This is a genomic window from Streptomyces sp. NBC_00572 (assembly GCF_026341815.1).
Classification (GTDB): Bacteria; Actinomycetota; Actinomycetes; order Streptomycetales; family Streptomycetaceae; genus Streptomyces.
The window spans coordinates 1,085,129-1,104,967 of sequence record NZ_JAPENX010000001.1 but is presented as its reverse complement, the minus strand read 5'-3'; the positions used below and the strand labels follow the sequence as shown (position 1 = coordinate 1,104,967).

The 19,839-nt window shown below is 72.1% G+C and carries 21 protein-coding genes; 12 read left to right on the top strand and 9 right to left on the bottom strand.

All coding sequences use genetic code 11. The annotated features are described in order from the left end of the window. The first annotated feature begins 51 nt into the window (after nucleotides 1-51). Nucleotides 52-1,011 (top strand): SMP-30/gluconolactonase/LRE family protein, encoded by a 960-nt coding sequence (locus OG514_RS05070; protein WP_266891272.1) that lies wholly within the window; start codon nucleotides 52-54, stop codon nucleotides 1,009-1,011. Between the two features lie 22 nt (nucleotides 1,012-1,033). Here the strand turns inward: OG514_RS05070 and OG514_RS05065 are convergent, their stop codons facing one another. Beyond that, nucleotides 1,034-1,552, bottom strand: coding sequence for a DUF1203 domain-containing protein (locus OG514_RS05065; protein ID WP_266891270.1), 519 nt, complete (start codon nucleotides 1,550-1,552; stop codon nucleotides 1,034-1,036). A gap of 363 nt (nucleotides 1,553-1,915) precedes the next feature. On the opposite strand from OG514_RS05065, the gene OG514_RS05060 reads away from it, so the two are divergent. Further along, nucleotides 1,916-2,134 carry a hypothetical protein gene (locus OG514_RS05060; RefSeq protein WP_266891268.1) on the top strand — a complete coding sequence of 73 codons (219 nt, stop codon included), beginning with the start codon at nucleotides 1,916-1,918 and terminating at the stop codon, nucleotides 2,132-2,134. A 51-nt stretch (nucleotides 2,135-2,185) separates the two neighbouring features. On the opposite strand, the gene OG514_RS05055 is transcribed toward OG514_RS05060, so the two are convergent. From OG514_RS05055 to OG514_RS05045, 3 genes are read right to left on the bottom strand one after another with little or no spacing between them, the layout of a single operon-like run. Next, on the bottom strand, nucleotides 2,186-2,569 hold the full coding sequence (locus OG514_RS05055) for a VOC family protein (protein ID WP_266891266.1): 384 nt from the start codon (nucleotides 2,567-2,569) through the stop codon (nucleotides 2,186-2,188). Nucleotides 2,570-2,579: 10 nt separating this feature from the next. Beyond that, nucleotides 2,580-3,134, bottom strand: a complete 555-nt coding sequence (locus OG514_RS05050; RefSeq protein ID WP_266891264.1) for an SMI1/KNR4 family protein — start codon at nucleotides 3,132-3,134, stop codon at nucleotides 2,580-2,582. A 9-nt stretch (nucleotides 3,135-3,143) separates the two neighbouring features. Then, nucleotides 3,144-4,130, bottom strand: coding sequence for a YafY family protein (locus OG514_RS05045; protein WP_266891262.1), 987 nt, complete (start codon nucleotides 4,128-4,130; stop codon nucleotides 3,144-3,146). Between the two features lie 190 nt (nucleotides 4,131-4,320). Here OG514_RS05045 and OG514_RS05040 point away from each other — a divergent pair, with 190 nt between their 5' ends. Beyond that, a complete protein-coding gene (locus tag OG514_RS05040) occupies nucleotides 4,321-4,782 on the top strand; it encodes a VOC family protein (protein WP_266891260.1) in 462 nt (153 codons plus the stop codon). A gap of 399 nt (nucleotides 4,783-5,181) precedes the next feature. Here the strand turns inward: OG514_RS05040 and OG514_RS05035 are convergent, their stop codons facing one another. Continuing rightward, on the bottom strand, nucleotides 5,182-6,252 hold the full coding sequence (locus OG514_RS05035; RefSeq protein WP_266900748.1) for a serine hydrolase: 1,071 nt from the start codon (nucleotides 6,250-6,252) through the stop codon (nucleotides 5,182-5,184). A gap of 242 nt (nucleotides 6,253-6,494) precedes the next feature. Here OG514_RS05035 and OG514_RS05030 point away from each other — a divergent pair, with 242 nt between their 5' ends. Continuing rightward, nucleotides 6,495-7,775 carry a sensor histidine kinase gene (locus OG514_RS05030; protein WP_266891258.1) on the top strand — a complete coding sequence of 427 codons (1,281 nt, stop codon included), beginning with the start codon at nucleotides 6,495-6,497 and terminating at the stop codon, nucleotides 7,773-7,775. Then, nucleotides 7,772-8,518 (top strand): response regulator transcription factor, encoded by a 747-nt coding sequence (locus OG514_RS05025; protein WP_266891256.1) that lies wholly within the window; start codon nucleotides 7,772-7,774, stop codon nucleotides 8,516-8,518. Before OG514_RS05030 ends, OG514_RS05025 begins: the two co-directional genes overlap by 4 nt. Nucleotides 8,519-8,659: 141 nt before the next feature. Here the strand turns inward: OG514_RS05025 and OG514_RS05020 are convergent, their stop codons facing one another. After that, complete coding sequence (locus tag OG514_RS05020) at nucleotides 8,660-9,094, bottom strand: hypothetical protein (RefSeq protein ID WP_266891254.1); 435 nt, start codon at nucleotides 9,092-9,094, stop codon at nucleotides 8,660-8,662. 224 nt (nucleotides 9,095-9,318) lie between these two features. Between OG514_RS05020 and OG514_RS05015 the strand changes: the two genes are divergently transcribed. Then, entirely contained in the window at nucleotides 9,319-10,344 is a 1,026-nt protein-coding gene (locus OG514_RS05015) for an excalibur calcium-binding domain-containing protein (protein ID WP_266891252.1), read from the top strand. 103 nt (nucleotides 10,345-10,447) lie between these two features. Then, nucleotides 10,448-10,771: a nuclear transport factor 2 family protein gene (locus OG514_RS05010; protein WP_266891250.1), complete on the top strand. Its 324-nt coding sequence runs from the start codon at nucleotides 10,448-10,450 to the stop codon at nucleotides 10,769-10,771. A 64-nt stretch (nucleotides 10,772-10,835) separates the two neighbouring features. On the opposite strand, the gene OG514_RS05005 is transcribed toward OG514_RS05010, so the two are convergent. After that, entirely contained in the window at nucleotides 10,836-11,627 is a 792-nt protein-coding gene (locus OG514_RS05005; protein WP_266891248.1) for an SDR family oxidoreductase, read from the bottom strand. Nucleotides 11,628-11,729: 102 nt separating this feature from the next. On the opposite strand from OG514_RS05005, the gene OG514_RS05000 reads away from it, so the two are divergent. Continuing rightward, entirely contained in the window at nucleotides 11,730-13,370 is a 1,641-nt protein-coding gene (locus OG514_RS05000; RefSeq protein WP_266891246.1) for an alkaline phosphatase, read from the top strand. A gap of 23 nt (nucleotides 13,371-13,393) precedes the next feature. Here OG514_RS05000 and OG514_RS04995 read toward each other — a convergent pair whose 3' ends face one another. Then, entirely contained in the window at nucleotides 13,394-14,398 is a 1,005-nt protein-coding gene (locus tag OG514_RS04995) for a Gfo/Idh/MocA family protein (RefSeq protein ID WP_266891244.1), read from the bottom strand. Between the two features lie 80 nt (nucleotides 14,399-14,478). On the opposite strand from OG514_RS04995, the gene OG514_RS04990 reads away from it, so the two are divergent. Then, a complete protein-coding gene (locus OG514_RS04990) occupies nucleotides 14,479-15,789 on the top strand; it encodes a Bcr/CflA family multidrug efflux MFS transporter (protein WP_266891242.1) in 1,311 nt (436 codons plus the stop codon). A 113-nt stretch (nucleotides 15,790-15,902) separates the two neighbouring features. After that, nucleotides 15,903-16,886 (top strand): small ribosomal subunit Rsm22 family protein, encoded by a 984-nt coding sequence (locus OG514_RS04985; RefSeq protein WP_266891240.1) that lies wholly within the window; start codon nucleotides 15,903-15,905, stop codon nucleotides 16,884-16,886. Between the two features lie 255 nt (nucleotides 16,887-17,141). Here OG514_RS04985 and ddaH read toward each other — a convergent pair whose 3' ends face one another. Next, nucleotides 17,142-17,972: a dimethylargininase gene (gene ddaH / locus OG514_RS04980; protein WP_353962702.1), complete on the bottom strand. Its 831-nt coding sequence runs from the start codon at nucleotides 17,970-17,972 to the stop codon at nucleotides 17,142-17,144. A gap of 209 nt (nucleotides 17,973-18,181) precedes the next feature. On the opposite strand from ddaH, the gene OG514_RS04975 reads away from it, so the two are divergent. Then, nucleotides 18,182-18,802 carry a TetR/AcrR family transcriptional regulator gene (locus OG514_RS04975; protein ID WP_266891238.1) on the top strand — a complete coding sequence of 207 codons (621 nt, stop codon included), beginning with the start codon at nucleotides 18,182-18,184 and terminating at the stop codon, nucleotides 18,800-18,802. A gap of 136 nt (nucleotides 18,803-18,938) precedes the next feature. After that, complete coding sequence (locus tag OG514_RS04970; protein WP_266891236.1) at nucleotides 18,939-19,718, top strand: bifunctional DNA primase/polymerase; 780 nt, start codon at nucleotides 18,939-18,941, stop codon at nucleotides 19,716-19,718. Nucleotides 19,719-19,839: the final 121 nt, after the last annotated feature.

Here is a 19,839-nt window from a genome sequence, read left to right as displayed (position 1 = left end):
TGCTAACAGGCCGTATGACATTCGGCATCTGTCAGGATGGAAGGAACGCGCATGACCAGCGAGCGCCCCGCACTGTACGAGATGTTCGACGACCGGTTCCGTACCGGACGGTGCATGAACGGTGACGACGGCCTGGAGGTCCTCTACACCGGCTGCCGCTGGGCCGAGGGGCCGATCTACCTGCCCGCCTGGAAGCAGGTGGTCTGGAGCGACATCCCCAACGACCGGATGCTGCGCTGGGACGAGGAGACCGGCGCCGTCAGCATCTTCCGCCGCACCGCCGGACACACCAACGGCAACACCCTCGACCGCCAAGGCCGGCTGATCACCTGTGAGCAGGGCAACCGCCGGGTCACCCGCACCGAACACGACGGCACGATCACCGTCCTCGCCGACCGCTGGCAGGGCAAGCGGTTGAACAGCCCGAACGACGCGGCGGTCAAGTCCGACGGCTCCATCTGGTTCTCCGACCCGGACTTCGGCATCACCAGCGACTACGAGGGCTACCTCGCGGAGAGCGAGATCGGCTCCAACAACGTCTACCGCATCGATCCCGCCACGGGCGAAGTACGGCTGGTCGCCGACTGCTTCGCCGCCCCGAACGGCCTCGTCTTCTCGGCCGACGAGCGGCAGCTCTTCGTCTCCGACACCCGGGCGGGCTTCATCAGGGTCTTCGACGTACGCGAGGACGGCACGCTGTCGGACGGCAAGATCTTCGCCGAAGCGGGCGCCCGGGAGGCGGCCCGCTTCGACAACCTCCGCTTCGACGACGCCGGCCGGCTCTGGGCGGCCGCCATGAACGACGGAGTGCACTGCTACGACCCCGACGGCACCCTGATCGGGCGGCTCGACGTTCCCGAGGCGGTCGCCAACATCGCCTGGGGCGGAGCCAAGCGCAACCGCCTCTTCATCGCCGCCGAGACCAGCCTCTACTCGGTGGTCATGGCCGTCACGGGCACCCACCCGACCGGACCGGGGCGCAGGCCCTGGCTGGACCCGCGGTCCCGCTGAACCGGCCGGCGGAGAGTGTCGTTCAGGGGCGACGGACCTCGAAGTGGAAGCAGCCGTACTCGACCGCCCGGACGTGGACCAGTGCCACGGCCGGGTCGGCGAAGGCCTCGTCGAAGGCCAGGTCGAAGCCCTCGGACGTCGCCTCCGGGATCTCCAGGAGTCGGCCCCCGACGATGCGGCCCGCCGCGTCGTAGCGACGCAGGGTCCGGAGCGCTTCCGCACGGGCGAAGGGGTACGTCTCCGAGGGTGCGGGACCGCCGCACTCCTCGGCGTGGACGAAGACGGGCCCCTGCTCGTCGTACGCGCCCGGCTCGGCCCCGGTCTCGGCCGCCCAGCGACGCAGCGGCGCGTACGAGACGAGCGCGATCCGCTCACCCGGGACGGAGAGACGCAGACAGCAGCGGAGGGGGTCGCCGCCCTCGTCGGCGGCGTACGGAACGCAGGCGCGGCCCGCGTCGTCGGTGACGCGCAGTTCGGCGAGGGCGGAGGGCGCGATGGCGCGGGCGGCGTAGGCGGTCGTGGTGGTGGTCTGGGTGCTCATGCGGCCAGGGTCGCGCGGCGGGTGGCCTGGTCGCTGGCGGAATTCGGACGCGGCGATGCGGGTGGAGACCCGGGTCGGCCTGCGAGCGGAGACCCGGGTCGGCCGGCGGGTCCGCGATCCCCCGGCGGGTGAAGACGCGGGACAGTCCGGACGACCGACACGGCGATCACCACGGTCGGCGGGACCCCCGCGCCCAGTCTGGTCGTCACATTCCGCGCCGTCCGCGCCGACCCACGGCGCCGGCGATGTATCCCATGGAGGCGAACGTGCCGGCTCACGCCCAAGGTTCCGCACCCTCCCGGCGGGGGTTCCTCATGGGCGGGGCCGCGCGTACCGGAGGGGACCGCCTCGGTCGGCATCGGCATGACCGGCGCCCCGGTCTTCGCGGTGCAGGCGGAGCCCGGCGCCATCCTGCCGTTCACGCCGCATCCCGAGTACTGGGTGACGGCCGGCACCTTCCAACAGGGCGAGGTGCTGGACATCGAGGAGATCACGAACGCGGTGCTCGTCCCCTTCGACGGCACGTATGCGATGAACGCCACCCTCGGCTCGAACGACGTGTGGTCCGTGAACCCCGCATAGGTCCGTGACGGGCACAGCACCCGCAGAGCGGGCAGAGTACCCGCAGAGCTGTCAGAGCGGCTGGAGACGCCGGTGCAGGAGACAGAACTCGTTCCCCTCCGGATCGACCAGGACGTGCCAGTTCTCGGCGCCGGTCTGACCGATGTCCGCCGGCCTCGCGCCGAGGGCCAGCAGCCGCTCCAGCTCGGCGTCCTGGTCGCGGTCGGTGGGGTTGACGTCGATGTGGAGCGGAAGCTTCCCGGTGCGCGGGTCGCTGCTGGGGCTCAGGACGAGAGTGGGCTGCGGGCCGCCGAAGCCGGCGTCGGGCGGACCGATCTCGATGCTTCCGTCGTCCTCCCGGCCGAGCTCGACGTACCCGAGGACCTCGCTCCAGAACGCGGCGAGCCGCTCGGGATCGGCACAGTCGATGACCAGTTCACTGATGCGGCATGCCATGGCCGTCATTCTAGGCAGGAGTGCGCAGCCAGTTGGTGTACCAGGCCCGGAAATCGGGGTACGCGGGGACGAAGCCGCCCCAGTCCGGATCCAGTCGCCAGATCTCGCCCGCCCGCGGTCCCGTCACGACCAGCCGGACGTACATGCCGCAGCCTTCCTCCGCCAGTGTGAGCGTGCCCGGGGTCAGTTCCTCCTCCCTGCCGCCGATCACGCCGGGGAGGGGATCCGTGAGGGGGAACCGCGTGGCGAGCCGGCCCGGCCGGCGGTCCTCCTCCCACTCGCCGTCCACGGCCCAGTCGTCCCCCGCCTCCGGGCGGGGAGTCGTCAACGGCAGCAACCCGTGGGCCGGGCCGGCGGGGCCGTCGCCCACCCCCGCCACGAAGTCACGGTAGTCCGGGGGGAGTCGGATGCCGTGCTCCTCCTCGAACGCGCTGATCTCCGCCTCGGGGAGCGCGGGGCGCAGCTCGTACCGGTGCATGCCAGACCCGAAACGCGCACACTCCGGGTCCCGCGCCGCCAGCTCCCGTATCCGAGTGCGCACCTCGGTCTCGTCCCAGCTCGCCATTCCCCGGCCCTATGCCTCCGCCTGCCCGTCGCCCGGTCGTGGAGGGGCCGCCGCTGCGGCGGCCGACAGGAGTTTCTCCGCCAGGGCTTGGCAGCGGGCCTTGAGCTCCGGAGGGTCGAGCAGTTCGAACTCGTGCCCCAGGAGGAGTACGTGCATGAGCACGCGGTCGAGGCTCGCCGCGCCGCTCCGGACCTCGCAACGGTCCTTGCCCCGTTCTCGTACGAGAGCCGCCGACGGAGGGATCTGTGCGCGGACCGTGTCCGCCGGAGCATGGACGAGGAAACGCGCCCGATGCGGGTAGACCCGGCTCGCCACGCCCTCCTGTACGTACTCCGCCGCGTCCGGCGCCGCGCGGGGGCGGAAGCGCCACGTCCGGGCCGTCACCGCCGTCATCCTGTCCACGCGGAAGGTGCGCCAGTCGTCCCGGTCGAGGTCGTACGCGAGGAGGTACCAGCGCCGGTCGGAGGCGACCAGACGGTGGGGCTCGACCCGGCGCGGTAGTGGCGTGTCTCCGGAGGGGTAGTCGAAGCCCGCCTCGACCTCCGCGCGGCAGGCTCCGGCCAGCGTCATGAGCACCTCGGGATCGACCGGCGTGCGGCCGCCCGCGCCGAAGAACTCCACCGAGCCCGACAGGGTGCGCACCTCGTGCCGCAGCCGGGTCGGCAGCACCTGGTCGAGCTTGGTCAGCGCCCGGAGCGCGGCGTCGCCGGTGCCCGCGGCCGCGCCGGCGAGCAGGGAGACCGCCGTGGCGATCGCCTCCTCGTCGTCGAGGAGGAGCGGCGGCAGGGCCTGCCCCCGGCCGAGCCGGTAGCCGCCGCCCACTCCCTGGCCGGCATGGACCGGATAGCCCAGCGTGCGCAGCCGTTCGACATCGCGCCGGACCGTACGGGGCGTGACGCGCAGCCGTTCGGCGAGCTCGGGGCCGGTCCAGAGATGACGCTGCTGCAGCAGCCCGAGGAGGGTGAGCACCCGCTCGGTCGTACCCCGCTCGTCCATGTGGACCAGCCTGCCAGAGAAGGCGGACCGATTCTGTCCGCCTTGGGTGCCAGGGTGGATCCATGGACGCAGAGGCGGACGCAGAAGCAGATGGGGACACAGATGCAGACGCAGACGCAGACGCAGACGCAGACGCAGACGCGGAGCTGCGCGACCGCTACCTGCACAGCGCAACGAACGGAGCAGCACGATGAGCCGTCAATTCCAGGTCACGTTCGACGCGCACGACCCGGGGGCGCTGTCGACCTTCTGGCGTGACGTACTGGGCTACGTCCACCCCGCCCCGCCCGGGGTGGAGCTGCCGGAGGGCGCGGACCCGCTGGCCGCGTGGGACGACTTCCTGGCGAAGCTCGGGGTGCCGGAGGAGGAGCGCAACACGCGGTCGGCGCTGGAGGACCCGGAGGGTCAGGGGCCGAGGGTGTTCTTCCAGCAGGTGCCGGAGGACAAGGTGGCCAAGAACCGGGTGCACCTCGATGTCAGGGCGGCGCCCGGACTGGAGGGGGAGGAGAGGATGGCGGCCCTGGAGGCCGAATGCGAGCGGCTGGTCGCGCTGGGGGCGAAGCGGCTGCGCCGCTTCGAGCCGGAGCCTCCGATGAGTACCGGGTGGATCGTGATGGCGGACCCTGAGGGCAACGAGTTCTGTTTGGACTGAGGGTCTGGTGAGTGGGGTTTCTCAGGCGCGTGGGGTGGGCCGGGTGGGTGGGTGTCGGGTGGGCAGGTTCTTGGCGTGGGCCCACTTCCTTGGTGCGGGTGGGACCGCCCTCTTTCCGAGAGTCGCTCCTTCCGGCGGTGCGTCAAGGGCGCTCCCTGCGGTCGCGTCGCTGCGCGATGGCCTTCGGCCACCCTTGACCCACCGCCTCCAGGAGCGAAAGACCTCTCGGAGGGCGGTCCGGGGGGCGGGGTCACCGCCGGGCCCCACCCACCGGCCGCCAGACGCAAGCAACCCCCGGACACTGCCCGGGGCTCTGCGTAGGCCGGGTCCCGCACCAGAAGCCCACGAGCCCGGCCCACCCCCAGGCACCTCACAGACCCGTACCCCCAGGCCCCCCGCTCAACTGCACAAAGCCGTGTCCACGACCTTCTGCACACCGTTGATGCCCGCCTTCTCCATCGGGATGCTCGTCACCGCCACGTTGGCGGCCCGGCCGGCGTCGGTGACCCCGCCCCTGGTCTCGTAGCCCGCGATGTCGCCGCCGTGGCCCCAGTAGACGCCGCCGCACGACAGCGGCCTGCTCATGAGCCCCAGGCCGTAGTGGAACTGGGTGCCCTCGATCGGCACGGTCGTGCGCATCTGGGTGCGTTGGGCTTCGGCGAGGAGGAGGTCGCTGCCGAGGAGCTTGCCGAAGAAGCGGTTGAGGTCCGAGTTGGTGGAGATCATCTGGCCCGCCGCCCAGCCCGCCGACGGGTCGAGTTCCGTGAAGTCGCGCAGCGGCTCCCCCGCCTTCGTCCTGTGATAGCCCCTCGGGTGGGGTTCCCGGATGCTCTTGTCACCAGGAGCGGGGAAATACGTGTGGCGCAGTCCGATCTTCTTGATGACGCGTCGGTCGATCTCCTCCGCCAACGGCCGGCCGGTGACCTTCTGGATGATCAGGCCTGCCAGTACGTAATTCGTGTTGCTGTAGCTCCACTTCTTCCCCGGCTCGAATTCGGCCTTGTGCTTGAGCGCGATGTCGACGAGGTCGCGGGGTTCGAAGTACCGGTACGGGAGTTCTTCGTCGCTGATGTCCTCCGAGTACTCGGGAATTCCGCTCGTGTGCTGCAGGAGCTGACGGACGGTGATGCGATTTCCGTCGATGCCCTCCCCGCGTACGAGGCCCGGGAGGTACGTGTCGACCGACGCTTCGAGGTCGACCTTTCCCTCACCGACCAATTGCAGGACGACCACCGCCGTGAACGTCTTCGTGTTGCTGCCGATCCGCACCTGACCGTCCCTCGGCACCTTCGCTCCGGTGGCCAGGTTCCCCACCCCGGCGACGTACGTACGAGTGCGGCCCTCACTGTCCTTGACGCTCGCCAGCGCGGCGGGCTGGCCCTCCCTCACCAGCGCGTTCAGGCCCTGCTGGACGGTGTCCTGCTTCGGGGCGGCGAACGCCGTGGGCGGCGCCAGGGCTCCCGCCGCCATGACGGCGACGACCACCGCGGCCGCAGCGGCCGCTCCTCCGCGGCGGCCTCCCGCCTGCCGTCGGGAGAAGCGGAACCTCGACGCCTTCTTCGCTTGCGTGTTCATCAGCTGTCCTTTCGTCGATCGGGCAGGACACGATCATGTTTTCCAGGGGGGCGGACGCGCATCGCGGGAAGGCGGGAGCTTTTGCTCCCCCGATCGGGGGAGGACGCTCGTGAACCGCCCGTACATACTGGCCGATTATGATCAAGGGACTCCGGCCGCTGCTGCGCCGTTCCACGTACTCGGGAGCGTTGTTCGCCTACGGCGCCGTTCTGGCCAGCCTTCCCCTGCTGTCCTTCGCGCTGCTGCCGGCGCTGGCCTGGCGATCCGCTCCCGAGGGAGTCCAGGTCGTCGTGGTCCTCCTCGTCTGGGCGGCGTTGATCGGCCTGATCGGTCTGGCCCGCACCACTCGGCGGGTCCTGGTCGTGTCCGCCCGTCGGCTGCTGAGGGTGGCGTTGCCGACCCCGGCCGCCCCGGGGGCCGCCGTCCCCTCGTCCGTCTCCTCGTCCGTTCCGTCCGTCGCCGACCGTTGGCGGACTCCTCTCTGGCTGCTGCTGCATGTGGCGCTGGGCTGGACGGGTGCGCTCGCGAGCGGTGTGCTGCTCTTCGTGGCCCTGGCCCTCCCGGGGGGTTGGCTCGGCGCCGAGTTCGAACTGAGCCTGTTCGGCCGGTCGGTGCGGGTGGAGGGCGGCTGGCAGAGCTGGGCGGTGGCGTTGGGCTGTCTGCTGCTCGCGGCAGCCGTCTGCGTGCTGGTCACCAACGCCCTGCGGTGGTCGGCGCCGAGGCTGCTCGGGCCGTCGACGGCCGAGCGGCTCGCCCTCGCGGCCGAGCGGGAACTGCGGTTGGCCGAACGCAACCGGCTGGCCCACGAGTTGCACGACTCCATCGGGCACACGCTGACGACGAACACGATCCAGGCCGCTGTCGCGAGCGAGTTGATGTCCGCCGACCCGGTGGCGGCGCGTGCCGCCCTCCGCAGCATCGAGGAATCGGCCCGTGCCGCGCTCGAAGACCTGGACTACGTGCTCGGGGTGCTGCGCGAGCAGGAGGCGGAGACGGCGCCGACCCGCACCCTGGCCGATCTGCCCGAGCTGCTCGACCGGTTGCGGCACGCGGGCGCGGCGGTGGAGTGGGAACGGTCGGGGGATCTGGCGCAGGTGCAGGGGACGCTGTCGCGGGCGGCGTACCGGATCCTGCAGGAGGGGCTGACGAACGCCATGCGGCACGGAGCGGGCGGTCCGATCGAGGTGTGGGTGGCGGCCGGACCGGACGTTCTTGAGCTAGGGGTGGTCAACGGGACCGGGGCCGGTACGGGGGTGGGCGCGGGGCCGGGCCGCCGGAAGGCCTTCCCCACTTCCGGGCACGGCCTGCCCGGTCTCGTCGAGCGCGTGCGCCTGCTGCACGGGGAGATCGAGGCGGGCCCGGACGGGCCGAGGCACTGGCGACTGGCGGTCAGGCTGCCCGTACGGTTGTCGGCATGACAGGCCCCGACACCGGCGAGACCGTGACGACCCTCCTGATCGCGGACGACGACGAGGTGACGCGCAGTGGTCTGCGTACCCTGCTCGCGGCGCAGCCGGGGATCGTGGTGGTCGGGGAGGCCGCCGACGGTGTGGAGGCGGTCGAGCGGGCGCGGCGGCTGCGTCCTGACGTGGTCCTGATGGACGTACGGATGCCACGCCGCAACGGGATCGAGGCCACCCGGCAACTCCTCGCGGAGTCGCCGGAGTTGGCCCAGTCTCCGCAGTCTCCGCAGTCTCCGGAGCCGGCGGATTCGGTCGGCCCTTCCTTCGCGCCACCGAAGGTGGTCGTCATCACCACGTTCGAGAACGACGACTACGTCACCGCCGCCCTCAGTGCGGGGGCCAGCGGGTTCGTGCTCAAGCGGCTTCCGGTCCGGCAGATCGCGGAGGCCGTGCGGGTGGTGGCGGCGGGGGAGGCGATCCTCTTCCCGGCGACGCTGCGCCGGATGGTCGCCGCCCGTCCGCTGGACTCCGCAGCGGCGCTGCCGAAGGCGGCGCTGACGGGGCGGGAGGAAGAGGTGTTGCGGTTGATGGCCACCGGCCTCTCCAACCCGGAGATCGCGGAGTCGCTGACGGTGAGCCTGGAGACGGTGAAGACGCACGTCGGGAACGTGCTGACCAAGCTGGGCGCACAGAACCGGACCCATGCGGTGGTCATCGCGTACGAGTCCGGTCTGGTGGTGCCGGGGTTCACCGGCTGACGCGGCCTGTTGTGTGTTCCCGGGCCCGGGAGGGCCCGGCCAGGGGGACACCTGGCCGGACCGAACGGGCGACTGGTCATGGCTGCGCCCCACCCGGGGGCCCGGATGGGGCGGTGGCGTGTGTGCTCCGGTTCTACGAACTCAGGCGAGGACCTCGATCCTCCACTGGGGGTCCCGGTCGTCCGTGCGGACGAAGACGCGCTTGGGAAGCAGGGACCGGTCCTCGAAGAGGTCGCGGCCGAGGGCCAGGCCGTTCTGGTCGATCACGTACGTGCCGTCCTTGAGGTCGACGAGCGAGGTGATCGTGGTGGTGCCGTCGGCGTCGACGCGCTGGAGGCGCCAGACGGAGGCGGGGGAGTCGTCGGGGCGGACGAGCGCCGGGGCGCGCTCGGTGCCCGCCGAGGCGATGGTCTCCTCCGTGCCCTTCGCGGTCATCCGGAAGCCCCCGTCCTCCCGGGTGACCAGCCACTCCCCGGCCCGGGTCGGGTCGGCGAGGAAGCCGACCAGGGCCCCGTCCTCGGCCCCGACGGGGGCCCCCTTCGCGTACAGCTTGACGACCTTGCCGGCGTTCGACATCGCTCCTCCTGGGGTGGGTACGGCGGTTACGCGGACACTGCCCGTACGGCCCTGCCCGAGGCCAGCGAACACGCAGGTCATAGGCTGTGTGGCGCTGAGAAGTCGTCAGGGAGGGGAAGGTCCCGCGCGCCGTGGAGCACGATCGGAGTCAGGATCAGGGTGGGTTTGGGAGCGGGTCTCGGGGGCGGTCGGACGTGTCGCGGGGCACGAACGGCCCGGCGTCCGTGAGGTCGACCGGGGAACGCTGGTGGCGGCGGCCCGGGTTCGTCGTCCTCTGTCTCGTCCTCATGCCCCCGGCGGGCATCGTGTTGGCCTGGCGGACCCGGTGGTCGCCGGGCCGGAAGGTGCTCGCGACCGTCCTCTCCGGGGTCTGGTTCGTGGCCGTGGGCACGAGCGATTCGTCCGCGGACAAGCCCACCGTCGCCGATGCCAAGCCGCTCGTCGGCACGCGTCCGACGGCCTTCGCCCCCTACACCCCGCCCACGCCCACCCCGACCCCCACGGTGCGGCGGGTCGTGGCCGACTACCGGGGGCAGAATCTGGAGACGGCGTCGCGGGCGGCGTACGAGGCCGGGTTCCGTGCGCGGTCGCACGACGCGACCGAGGACGACAAGATGCAGCTCGTGGACGGCAACTGGAAGGTGTGCTTCCAGGAGCCGGCCGCCGGGGAGACGGCCACGGCCTCGAAGGGGCGGCGGATCAGGATCGAGTTCGCCGTCGTCGAGAAGAGCAGCCCGTGTCCGGCGCGGGACGGGGTGGCCGTCGTCTTCCCCAAGGTGCCGAACGTCGTCGGCATGACCTTCGCGAAGGGCTCGGCCGAACTCCGCGAGGTGGGTCTCACGGAGATCCGGGGGGCCAGCGTGTACACGGACGTGGAGCTGAGCGCCCGGCACGAGGACTGGCGGATCTGCTTCCAGGACCCGGAGGCGGGCGAGGACGTCGAGCGGCCCGCCCACATGTCCGTACGCCTCTCCCTGACCCGGCCCGGTCTGTCCTGCCCGAGCGAGGACTACGCCCGCCTGTACGGGGACTCGGATCGGGACTCGGACCGGTACTCGGATCGCGACGCCGACCCGAACCGCCACGGCAGCGGTGGCGGCAGCTCCGGCGGCTCCGGTGGCGGCCTCGCCTACTACAAGAACTGCGACGCCGTCCGGGCCGCCGGCAAGGCCCCCATCTACCGGGGTCAGCCCGGCTACCGCTCGGGCCTCGACCGTGACAACGACGGCAAGGCCTGTGACTGGTCCTGACGGGCCGCCCGCCCCCGGCCGCTGTCGGTCATCCGGGGCAGCCTGCCGGGTCCCTTCGGCGTGCGACACGCGCCGGGGGCCCGGCGCGGTGTACGGCTAGGGCATGACCCTTCCCGTTGACCGGCTCACCGACCCGGCCGTGCGTGCGTTCGTCACGGCCCTCAACGCCAATGACCAGACGGCCTTCCTGGAGACCCTGGCTCCCGGAGCGACCATGTCCGACGACGGGTCCGACCGGGACCTGGACGAATGGACGGAGAAAGAGATCTTCGCCTCGCGCGGGCACATGGAGATCGAGTCCGAGAAGGGCGGCGGTCTCGATCTCGTCGCCCGCTTCCGGAACGACACCTGGGGCGAGATGAAGACCCGCTGGCACTTCGTCGTCGAGGGCGGCAAGATCTCCCGCTTCGAGACCGGTCAGGCCTGACCCCGCCCACCGTCCGTGCGTCCGGCGGGGCCGTCCCCGCCCACCGTCCGTGCGTCGGGCGGGGTCATCCCCGCCCGATGTACGGCATGCCCGTCGCCATCACCGTCGCGAACTGCACGTTCGCCTCCAGCGGCAGTGCCGCCATGTGCACCACCGTCGCCGCCACGTCCGCCGCGTCCATCACCGGCTCCACCGCCAGTTCCCCGTTGGCCTGGAGGATGCCGGTCTGCATGCGGGCCGTCATCTCCGTCGCCGCGTTGCCGATGTCCAGCTGACCGCAGGCGATCCGGTACGGGCGTCCGTCGAGCGACAGGGACTTCGTCAGGCCCGTCATCGCGTGCTTCGTCGCCGTGTACGCGATCGAGTGCGGGCGCGGTACGTGGGCGGAGATCGAGCCGTTGTTGATGATCCGGCCGCCCTGCGGGTCCTGTTCCTTCATGGTCCGGAAGGCCGCCTGGGCGCAGAGGAACGCGCCCGTCAGGTTGACGTCGACGACCGTGCGCCAGGTGTCCGGGTCCAGGTCCTCGACGGGGACGCCGCCGCCCGCGAACGTACCGGCGTTGTTGAAGAGCAGGTCGACGCGGCCGTAGCGGTCCCGTACCGCCGCGAAGAGGGCTGTGACCTCCTCCGCCGACGTCACGTCCGTCGGGACGACCAGGAAGTCGCCCGGCCCGGTGTCCCCGGCGGGCAGGGCCGCCGCCGTCTCCTCCAGGGCGTCCGCCCGGCGTCCCGCCAGGGCCACCGACCAGCCGGCCGCCGCGAGGGCGTGGGCCACGCTGCGGCCGATGCCCGAACCCGCTCCCGTCACCACTGCGATGCTCATGGGCGCGCAGCGTACGCGAGACGCGTGCCCCATGAACTCATTGTCCCGACACGTGGATGTTCTGTACCCGACAACGTGAGGTCGTCCCGCCCCCCTCGAATGACGGACGGACAGCATCCGTCTGGGGAGGGTCACATGAACCGCGTACACGACGTCCACGAGCATTCCGAGGAACTCCGCGCCGCCGCACGGCACTTCGGCCGACGCCGGTTCCTCACCGTCACCGGGGCCGCCGCCGCGCTCGCCTTCGCGACCCAGTTGCCCGTCGCCGGTGCCGCGGCCGCCGCCGAGCTCGACGGCCGGCGTGTCACCGAGAACCCGTTCACCCTCGGCGTGGCGTCCGGCGACCCGCTGCCCGGGTCCGTCCTGCTCTGGACCCGGCTCGCGCCCCGCCCCTTCGAGCCCGGCGGCGGGCTGCCCGCCGAGCGGGTCTCCGTGCACTGGGAGCTGGCCCGCGACGAGCGCTTCGGGCGGACCGTGCGGCGCGGGCGCGCCACCGCGCACCCGGAGTTCTCGCACACCGTCCACGTCGAGGTCGACCACCTCGACCCGGACCGCGAGTTCTTCTACCGCTTCCGGGTCGGCGACTGGACCAGCCCCGTCGGCCGCACCCGCACCGCGCCCGCGCCCTGGGCCCACAAGGCCGGTCTGAAGCTCGCCGCCGTCTCCTGCCAGGCGTACCACGACGGGTACTTCACGGCCTACCGCCACCTCGCGCAGGAGGACGTCGACGTCGTCTTCCACCTCGGCGACTACCTGTACGAGTACGCCGTGAACGCCACCGGCGGCGCCCGCGCCTACACCGACCGGACCCTCCCGGCCGTCTTCAACCGCGAGACGCTCACCCTGGACGACTACCGGCTCCGGTACGGGCTCTACAAGTCGGACCCCGACCTGCGGGCCGCGCACGCCGCCCACCCCTTCGTCGTCACGTGGGACGACCACGAGACCGAGAACAACTACGCGGGCGGCATCCCCGAGAACGGCGTCCCGCCGGAGGAGTTCCTGCTCCGCCGCGCCGCCGCCTACCGCGCCTACTGGGAGCACCAGCCGCTCCGCGCCCCCCAGCGGCCCGAGGGCCCCGACATGCGGCTCTACCGGCGGCTGGGCTTCGGGCGGCTCGCACAGTTCGACATCCTCGACACCCGCCAGTACCGCTCCGACCAGGCGTACGGCGACGGCTGGCAGGTGCCGGGACCGGAGTCCGAGAACCCGGCGCGGACGATGACCGGCGCCACGCAGGAGCGGTGGCTGGTGGACGGCTGGCGCCGGTCCCGGGCCCGCTGGAACGTGCTGCCGCAGCAGGTCGTCTTCGCCGAGCGCCGCGACCGGCCCACCGCCGACTTCAAGCTCTCCATGGACTCCTGGGACGGCTACCCGGCGTCCCGGCAGCGGATCCTCGCGGGGGTGGAGGCCGCCGGCGTCGAGAACCTGATGGTGCTGACCGGTGACGTCCACGTCGGCTACGGCCTCGACATCAAGGCCGACTTCCGCGACCCGGCCTCGCGGACCGTCGGCACCGAGATCGTCGCCACCTCGATCAGCAGCGGCAAGGACGGCGCCGACCGCCCGTCGAACTACGACAAGCTCATGCAGTCCAACCCGCACCTGAGGTTCTTCAACGGGCGGCGCGGCTATGTGACGGTCGCGCTCGGCGAGGAGAGCGCCCGGGCCGACTTCCGTACGGTGCCGTACGTGACGACCCAGGGCGCCCCCGTCACCACGGCCGCCTCCTTCGTCACGGAGGCGGGCGACCCGGGCCTCAGGCCGGCGTGATCCCGGGCCTCAAGCCCGCTTGATCACGCCTGCTCGACCGGCTGTTCCTGGGGATAGCGGACGCCGATGCGGTCCCGTACCGCGTCGAGCGTCCGCATCACCGCGAGGGAGCCATCGAGGGGGACGAGCGGGGACTCCGTCTCGCCCGCCCGCAGGCAGCGCATCACCTCGGTGGCCTCGTGCCGGAGGGAGTGCGGGTCGTTCTCCGCCACGTACTCCTCCGGCTCGTGGCCGTCGCGGTGGAGCGTGAACCGATCCGGGAAGAAGAAGCCGCGCGGAATGTCGATCCGGCCCAGCGAACCCGTCACCGAGGCCGTCAGAGGCGTGTCCCCGTCGAGCGAGCAGGACAGCAGGGCCGACGCCCCCGAGTCCGACCAGCCGAGCAGCATGCCGGTGTTGAGGTCGACGCCCTCCGGAGAGAGCAGCGCGTGCGCGTGGACCTTGTCCGGCTCACCGAGCAGCAGCTGTGCGAACGACACCGGGTACACGCCCAGGTCGAGCAGCGCCCCGCCGCCCACCGCAGGGTCCCGCAGCCGGTGGTCCGCCGCGAACGGGCCCGCGAGCCCGAAGTCCGCCTGTACGGTCCTGATCTCGCCGATCGCCCCGTCGCGGACCAGCTCCGTGAAGCGTCGGATCAGCGGGTTGCAGTACATCCACATGGCCTCCATCAGGAAGAGGCCGCGGTCCCGGGACAGGGTGACGAGTTCCTCTGCCTCGCGCGCGTTGAGCGTGAGAGCCTTCTCGCAGAGCACCGCCTTGCCCGCCTCCAGGGCGCGCCCGGCCGCCTCCCGGTGCGCGTGGTGCGGGGTCGCCACGTACACGACGTCGACGTCCTCGTCGGTGAAGAGCCCGTCCCACTCGCCGTACGCTCGCGGGATCCCGAACCGGTCGGCGAAGGCCTTCGCCGACGCCTCGGTACGGGACGCGACGGCGACGACCTCCGCGCCGTCGAGCGTCAGCAGGTCCGTGGTGAACCGTTCCGCTATGCCGCCCGTCGCCAGAATTCCCCAGCGCACCGTGTCGCCCATGTTCCCCACCCGTCCCATCCGTCCCACAGAGGTCTCGACCATGCCGATCGAGCTGAGAGCATAGGCAAGGATTCAACGAAATGGAGCGGTTGATGCCGGAGAGCGGCCAGAAAACAACACAAGGACACATAACCGAAAGCGCCCCGGCCGTCACCGCCACCCGGCGGACCGGGCTGCTCGTCACCCTCGTCCTGGGTGGGCTGACCGCCCTGCCCCCGCTCTCCATGGACATGTACCTCCCGGCCCTGCCGGAGGTCACCGGCGCGCTGAACGCCCCCGCCGCCACCGTCCAGCTCACCCTCACCGCCTGCCTCGCCGGCATGGCCCTCGGCCAGCTCGTCGTCGGCCCCATGAGCGACAAGTGGGGCCGACGCCGCCCGCTGCTCATCGGCATGATCGTGTACGTCCTCGCCACCGCCGTCTGCGCCCTCGCCCCCACCGCCGAGACGCTCATCGGCTTCCGGCTGCTCCAGGGCCTCGCCGGCGCCGCCGGCATCGTCATCGCCCGCGCGGTCGTCCGCGACCTGTACGACGGCGTGGAGATGGCCCGGTTCTTCTCCACTCTGATGCTGATCTCCGGCGTCGCCCCGATCATCGCGCCCCTCATCGGCGGCCAGATCCTGCGGATCACCGACTGGCGGGGCGTCTTCTACGTCCTCACCGTCATCGGCATCCTCCTCACCCTCGTCGTCTGGCGCTTCCTCGCCGAGACGCTGCCGCCCGAGCGCCGGCACGAGGGCGGGGTCGGTCAGGCCCTGCGCACCATGAAGGGCCTGCTCACCGACCGGGTCTTCGCCGGGTACATGCTGACCGGCGGGCTCGCGTTCGCCGCCCTCTTCGCCTACATATCGGCGTCGCCGTTCGTCGTGCAGGAGATCTACGGGGCCTCGCCGCAGACCTTCAGCCTGCTCTTCGGCCTCAACTCGATCGGACTCGTCGCCGTCGGCCAGATCAACGGCAAACTGCTCGTCGGCCGCGTCAGCCTCGACAAGGCGCTCGGCTGGGGCCTCGGGACCATCCTCGTCTCCTCGCTCGCGCTGCTCCTCATGACCAGCGGCGTCTTCGGAGAGGTCGGGCTCGTGCCGATCGCGGCCGGACTCTTCGTCCTGATGTCCGCGATGGGCCTCGCCATGCCGAACACCAACGCCCAGGCCCTGATGCGCACCCCGCACGCCGCCGGGTCCGCGTCCGCCCTGCTCGGCACGACGTCGTTCCTCGTCGGCGCCGTCGCCTCCCCGCTCGTCGGCATCGCCGGCGAACACACCGCCGTCCCGATGGCGGTCGTCCAGCTGACCTGCGCCGTCCTGGCCCTGGCCTGCTTCCTGGGCCTGTGCAGGCCGTGGCAGACGACCAGGGCTACGAACGCGGCGAAGGCGGCCACGGGGATTTAGGGGGTGTCTGACGGGTCGCGCCGGGGAAGGCGGGGCTGCCGCCCGGGCGGCCCTCCGGTCCGGTGGTCCCGAGGCCTGCCGAGGCCCCCGTGCCCGCCGCCTAGACTGTCTCGGTGAACGTCTCCGCTCCCTCCGCCGACTCCCTGCGCGCCGCCCTCGCCGGGCTCCTCGACGGGCTGCCGCCCAAGCAGGCCGCCCAGGCCGTCGAGCGGCTGATCGCCAACTACCGGGGGACCACCCCGACGGACGCCCCCGTGCTGCGCGACCGCTCCGACGTCGCCGCGTACGCCGCGTACCGGATGCCGGCGACCTTCGAGGCGGTACGGGGCGTCCTCGACGCCCTGCGCGCGGCCGCACCCGACTGGGAGCCGCGTACCCACACCGACGTCGGCGGCGGTACGGGTGCGGCGACCTGGGCCGTCGCCGAGGCCTGGGAGGAGCAGCCGCCCCGCACCACCGTCCTGGACTGGGCGGAGCCCGCCCTCGCCCTCGGGCGCGAACTCGCCGCCGGGAACCTGGATGCCGAATGGCGCACGGCCCGGATCGGCGGCGCGCTGCGGCTCGCGGACACGGACCTCGTCACCGTCTCGTACGTCCTCAAGGAGCTGACCGAGGCCGACCGGACGGCGCTGGTGACCGAGGTGGCGCGCGTCGCGCAGACCGTGGTGATCGTCGAGCCCGGCACCCCCGACGGCTACGAGCGGATCATCGCGGCCCGCACCCTGCTGATCGAGGCCGGGTTCACGGTCGCCGCGCCCTGCCCGCACAGCGGGGCCTGCCCGATCGAACCGGGCACCGACTGGTGCCACTTCTCGGCGCGGGTCAGCCGCTCCTCGCTGCACCGGCAGGTGAAGGGCGGTTCGCTGCCGTACGAGGACGAGAAGTACAGCTATGTGGCGGCGACCCGGTTCCCGCCGGCGCCGGCGGCCTCCCGCATCACCCGCAGGCCGCAGATCCGCAAGGGCCTGGTCCTCCTCGACCTGTGCGGCCCGGACGGCCTCGGCCGCGACACGGTCACCAAGCGCCACGGCTCGCTCTACAAGCAGGCCCGTGACGCCGAGTGGGGCGACTCCTGGCCGCCGGAGGACCAGGACTGACCTTCCGCCCCGGTCGGACGGGGGAGACCGGACCGCGTACGGGGTCGGCGCGGACTCCGGCCTGCCAGACGACGGGGCCGCAGGCCTCGCCGTCGGGGGCACTCCTGCGCAGGGTGAACGGGGCGCTGCGGTCGTAGGCCGGGACCTGCCGTGCGTACCCACCGCAAATGCCCCCCGCAGTCACGTTTCCGCAGACCAGGAGGGGCACTTTACGGAGGCGGTTCAGGGCCGTCGGCCCCCGTGGCCGCCCACCCCCTAGGGACGCAGCTCCTGGGTGCAGCACTTCACGCTGCCGCCGCCCTTGAGGAGTTCGCCCAGGTCCATGCCGATCGGTTCGAAGCCGCGTCGGCGCAGGGGGTCGAAGAGGTCCACCGCCGCCTGCGGGAGGAGGACGTGCAGGCCGTCGCTCACCGCGTTCAGGCCGAGGGCCGCCGCGTCCGTGTCCGTCGCGATCAGGGCGTCGGGGAAGAGCCGGGCGAGCACCGCGCGACTGCCGGGGGAGAAGGCGTCCGGGTAGTACATGACCTCGTCGGCCGCGTCGTCCAGGACGCAGAGCGCCGTGTCCAGGTGGTAGTACCGCGGGTCCACCAGCTCCAGGCCGATCACCGGGCGGCCGAAGAACTCCTGCGCCTCGTCGTGGGAGAGCGGGCTGGAGCGGAAACCGCGCCCGGCGAGGATCCAGGAGGCGGTGACGGCGAAGTCGCCCTCGCCCTCGTTGACGTGGTCCGGGACCCGTACCGCGTCCTCTGCCCAACCGTTTCCGCGGAACCAGGACACGTGCGCCCCGGCCTCGGCCGCGCGCTCGGCGTGGGCGAACTTGGCGCCGAGGACCCGGCCCTCGACGACGGTCGCGCCGTTCGCCGCGAAGACCATGTCCGGCAGCGCCGGGTCCGGGTCGAGGAGCTCGACGCTGTGGCCGAGCGCGCGGTAGCGGTCGCGCAGGTCCTCCCACTGGGCGAGGGCGAGCGGCAGGTCGACCGGTTTCGTGGGGTCCATCCAGGGGTTGATGGAGTACGTCACCTTGAAGTGCGTGGGTGGGCACATCAGATAACGGCGGGGCGAGGACGTGCGCGGAGTGGTGCGCAATGAGGGCTCCTCACGGACGGGCGGACGGAAAGCGAAGACCGAGGCGCCGGAAAGATCCGCCGGATCGGTGGACCCCATGGTCCGCCTTCCGGGCCCCGCGCGCAGTGGACCGTTCGGGTGGTTCGCACGCGGGCGCACCCGGCCCCGCCCGGTCGCACCGGGCCACCCATGGCGAGACGCGGCGTCTCGCGTGCTGCTAGGTTGGAGCCATGTCCGAGACCAAGGCCCCCGACGCCTCCCGCCGCAGCGAACGCTCCCGCCGCGCCATCTTCGACGCCGCCCTCGCCCTCGTCTCCGAGACCGGATACGCGAAGACCACCATCGAGGGCATCGCCGCCCGCGCCGGCGTCGGCAAGCAGACCATCTACCGCTGGTGGCCCTCCAAGGCGGCCGTCCTCCTCGACGCCTTCCTCGACCTCGCCGCGCAGGCCAACGAAGCGCTCGGCGGAGACGCCGACAGTGAGATCCCCGACACCGGGGACCTCGCCGCCGACCTCAAGTACGTCCTGCGCGCCACCGTCGACGAGATGAACAACCCCGCCTTCGACGCCCCCACCCGCGCCCTCGCCGCCGAGGGCATCGTCGACCCCGAGCTGGGCGCCCGCTTCACCGAGGCGCTGCTCGAACCCCAGCTCGCGTACTACGCCCGCCGCATCGAGGCCGCCCAGGCCGCGGGCCACGTCGACCCCGACATCGACCCCCGCATCGCCCTGGAACTCCTCGTCGGTCCGCTCCACCACCGCTGGCTCCACCGCACCCTGCCGCTGACCCACGCCTACGCCGACAGCCTCGTCGACCTGGCCCTGCGCGGCCTCGCACCGCGCGGCTGAAACGTCTCCGCGACCTCTCCGCGACGTTTCCGCACACCGGATCGGCACCCCGGTTCCACACTCCGGTCACCTGAGGCGCAGGATGGTGGGACCATGGGCAGAGCCGAACGGGCGAGCATGAGGTGTGAGGGGATAGATGGGCGACGGGATCGGCCGCTACCGCGGCACGGAGAGCAAACTCGCGCAGTGGCTGCGCAGGCGCCCGAAACGCACCGCGGCCGACGACGAGAACGACCGCGAGAAGCTGCTCCTGGCCGTCGCCGCCGCAGGGCTGCCCCTCGCCCCCGCCGCGTACCCCGTCGGCTACAGCTGTTCCTGTGAGCGGATCGGCTGTCCCACCCCCGCCCGGCACCCCGTCTCCTTCGCCTGGCAGACGCAGTCGACCACCGATCGCGCCCAGATCGAGCGCTGGGCCCGCAACGAGCCCGAGGCGAACTTCGTCACCGCCACCGGCATGGTCCACGACGTCCTCGACGTACCGCTCGCCGCCGGCCGCGCCGCCCTGGAGCGCCTCCTCGCCGAGGGCGTCGAGGTCGGGCCCGTCGCCGAGTCCGCCGACGTCGACACGGTCGGCGGGCGGATGCTCTTCTTCACCGCCACTCGCGGCACCCCCGAGGACGAGGACGAGTGGTGGCCGTGTGAGCTCGACTGCCACCCCGAGACCATGGACGAGCACCCGGGGCTCCGCTGGCACTGCCGCGGCAGCTACGTCCTCGTACCGCCCGCCCGGCTCCCCGGGGACGAGAGCGCCCATCCGGTCGTCGCCTGGCTCCGCGGCCCCGAGCACCCGCTGCCCGACCCGCTGAACCTCCTGGAGACCCTCCAGGACGCCTGCGCCCGCCACGCGGCCGCGCGCGAGGCGGAGGGCGACGGCGAGCACACGGCCCACGAGATCGCCTGGCCCCTGACCCGCTGACCACCGGGGCGGGACCAGGGCCGTACGAGGATCGGGCGGGGCCTGCACGAGGCTTCGACCCAGGCGCGTTCGAGACGCTGGCCAGGCCTGCACGAGGTTCCGACCCAGGCGCGTTCGAGGC

What these genes read in the sequence shown, in the direction of transcription:
- OG514_RS04995 (WP_266891244.1), bottom strand. Translation starts at nt 14,398, where the DNA reads ATGGGCGACACGGTGCGCTGGGGAATTCTGGCGACGGGCGGCATAGCG.
- OG514_RS05045 (WP_266891262.1), bottom strand. Translation starts at nt 4,130, where the DNA reads ATGGACGAGCGGGGTACGACCGAGCGGGTGCTCACCCTCCTCGGGCTG.
- OG514_RS05035 (WP_266900748.1), bottom strand. Translation starts at nt 6,252, where the DNA reads ATGGCGGCGGGAGCCCTGGCGCCGCCCACGGCGTTCGCCGCCCCGAAG.
- OG514_RS05065 (WP_266891270.1), bottom strand. Translation starts at nt 1,552, where the DNA reads ATGAGCACCCAGACCACCACCACGACCGCCTACGCCGCCCGCGCCATC.
- OG514_RS05055 (WP_266891266.1), bottom strand. Translation starts at nt 2,569, where the DNA reads ATGGCATGCCGCATCAGTGAACTGGTCATCGACTGTGCCGATCCCGAG.
- OG514_RS04975 (WP_266891238.1), top strand. Translation starts at nt 18,182, where the DNA reads ATGTCCGAGACCAAGGCCCCCGACGCCTCCCGCCGCAGCGAACGCTCC.
- OG514_RS05010 (WP_266891250.1), top strand. Translation starts at nt 10,448, where the DNA reads ATGACCCTTCCCGTTGACCGGCTCACCGACCCGGCCGTGCGTGCGTTC.
- OG514_RS05025 (WP_266891256.1), top strand. Translation starts at nt 7,772, where the DNA reads ATGACAGGCCCCGACACCGGCGAGACCGTGACGACCCTCCTGATCGCG.
- OG514_RS05070 (WP_266891272.1), top strand. Translation starts at nt 52, where the DNA reads ATGACCAGCGAGCGCCCCGCACTGTACGAGATGTTCGACGACCGGTTC.
- OG514_RS05005 (WP_266891248.1), bottom strand. Translation starts at nt 11,627, where the DNA reads ATGGGGCACGCGTCTCGCGTACGCTGCGCGCCCATGAGCATCGCAGTG.
- OG514_RS05040 (WP_266891260.1), top strand. Translation starts at nt 4,321, where the DNA reads ATGAGCCGTCAATTCCAGGTCACGTTCGACGCGCACGACCCGGGGGCG.
- OG514_RS05030 (WP_266891258.1), top strand. Translation starts at nt 6,495, where the DNA reads ATGATCAAGGGACTCCGGCCGCTGCTGCGCCGTTCCACGTACTCGGGA.
- OG514_RS04970 (WP_266891236.1), top strand. Translation starts at nt 18,939, where the DNA reads ATGGGCGACGGGATCGGCCGCTACCGCGGCACGGAGAGCAAACTCGCG.
- OG514_RS05060 (WP_266891268.1), top strand. Translation starts at nt 1,916, where the DNA reads ATGACCGGCGCCCCGGTCTTCGCGGTGCAGGCGGAGCCCGGCGCCATC.
- OG514_RS04990 (WP_266891242.1), top strand. Translation starts at nt 14,479, where the DNA reads ATGGAGCGGTTGATGCCGGAGAGCGGCCAGAAAACAACACAAGGACAC.
- OG514_RS05050 (WP_266891264.1), bottom strand. Translation starts at nt 3,134, where the DNA reads ATGGCGAGCTGGGACGAGACCGAGGTGCGCACTCGGATACGGGAGCTG.
- OG514_RS05020 (WP_266891254.1), bottom strand. Translation starts at nt 9,094, where the DNA reads ATGTCGAACGCCGGCAAGGTCGTCAAGCTGTACGCGAAGGGGGCCCCC.
- OG514_RS05000 (WP_266891246.1), top strand. Translation starts at nt 11,730, where the DNA reads ATGAACCGCGTACACGACGTCCACGAGCATTCCGAGGAACTCCGCGCC.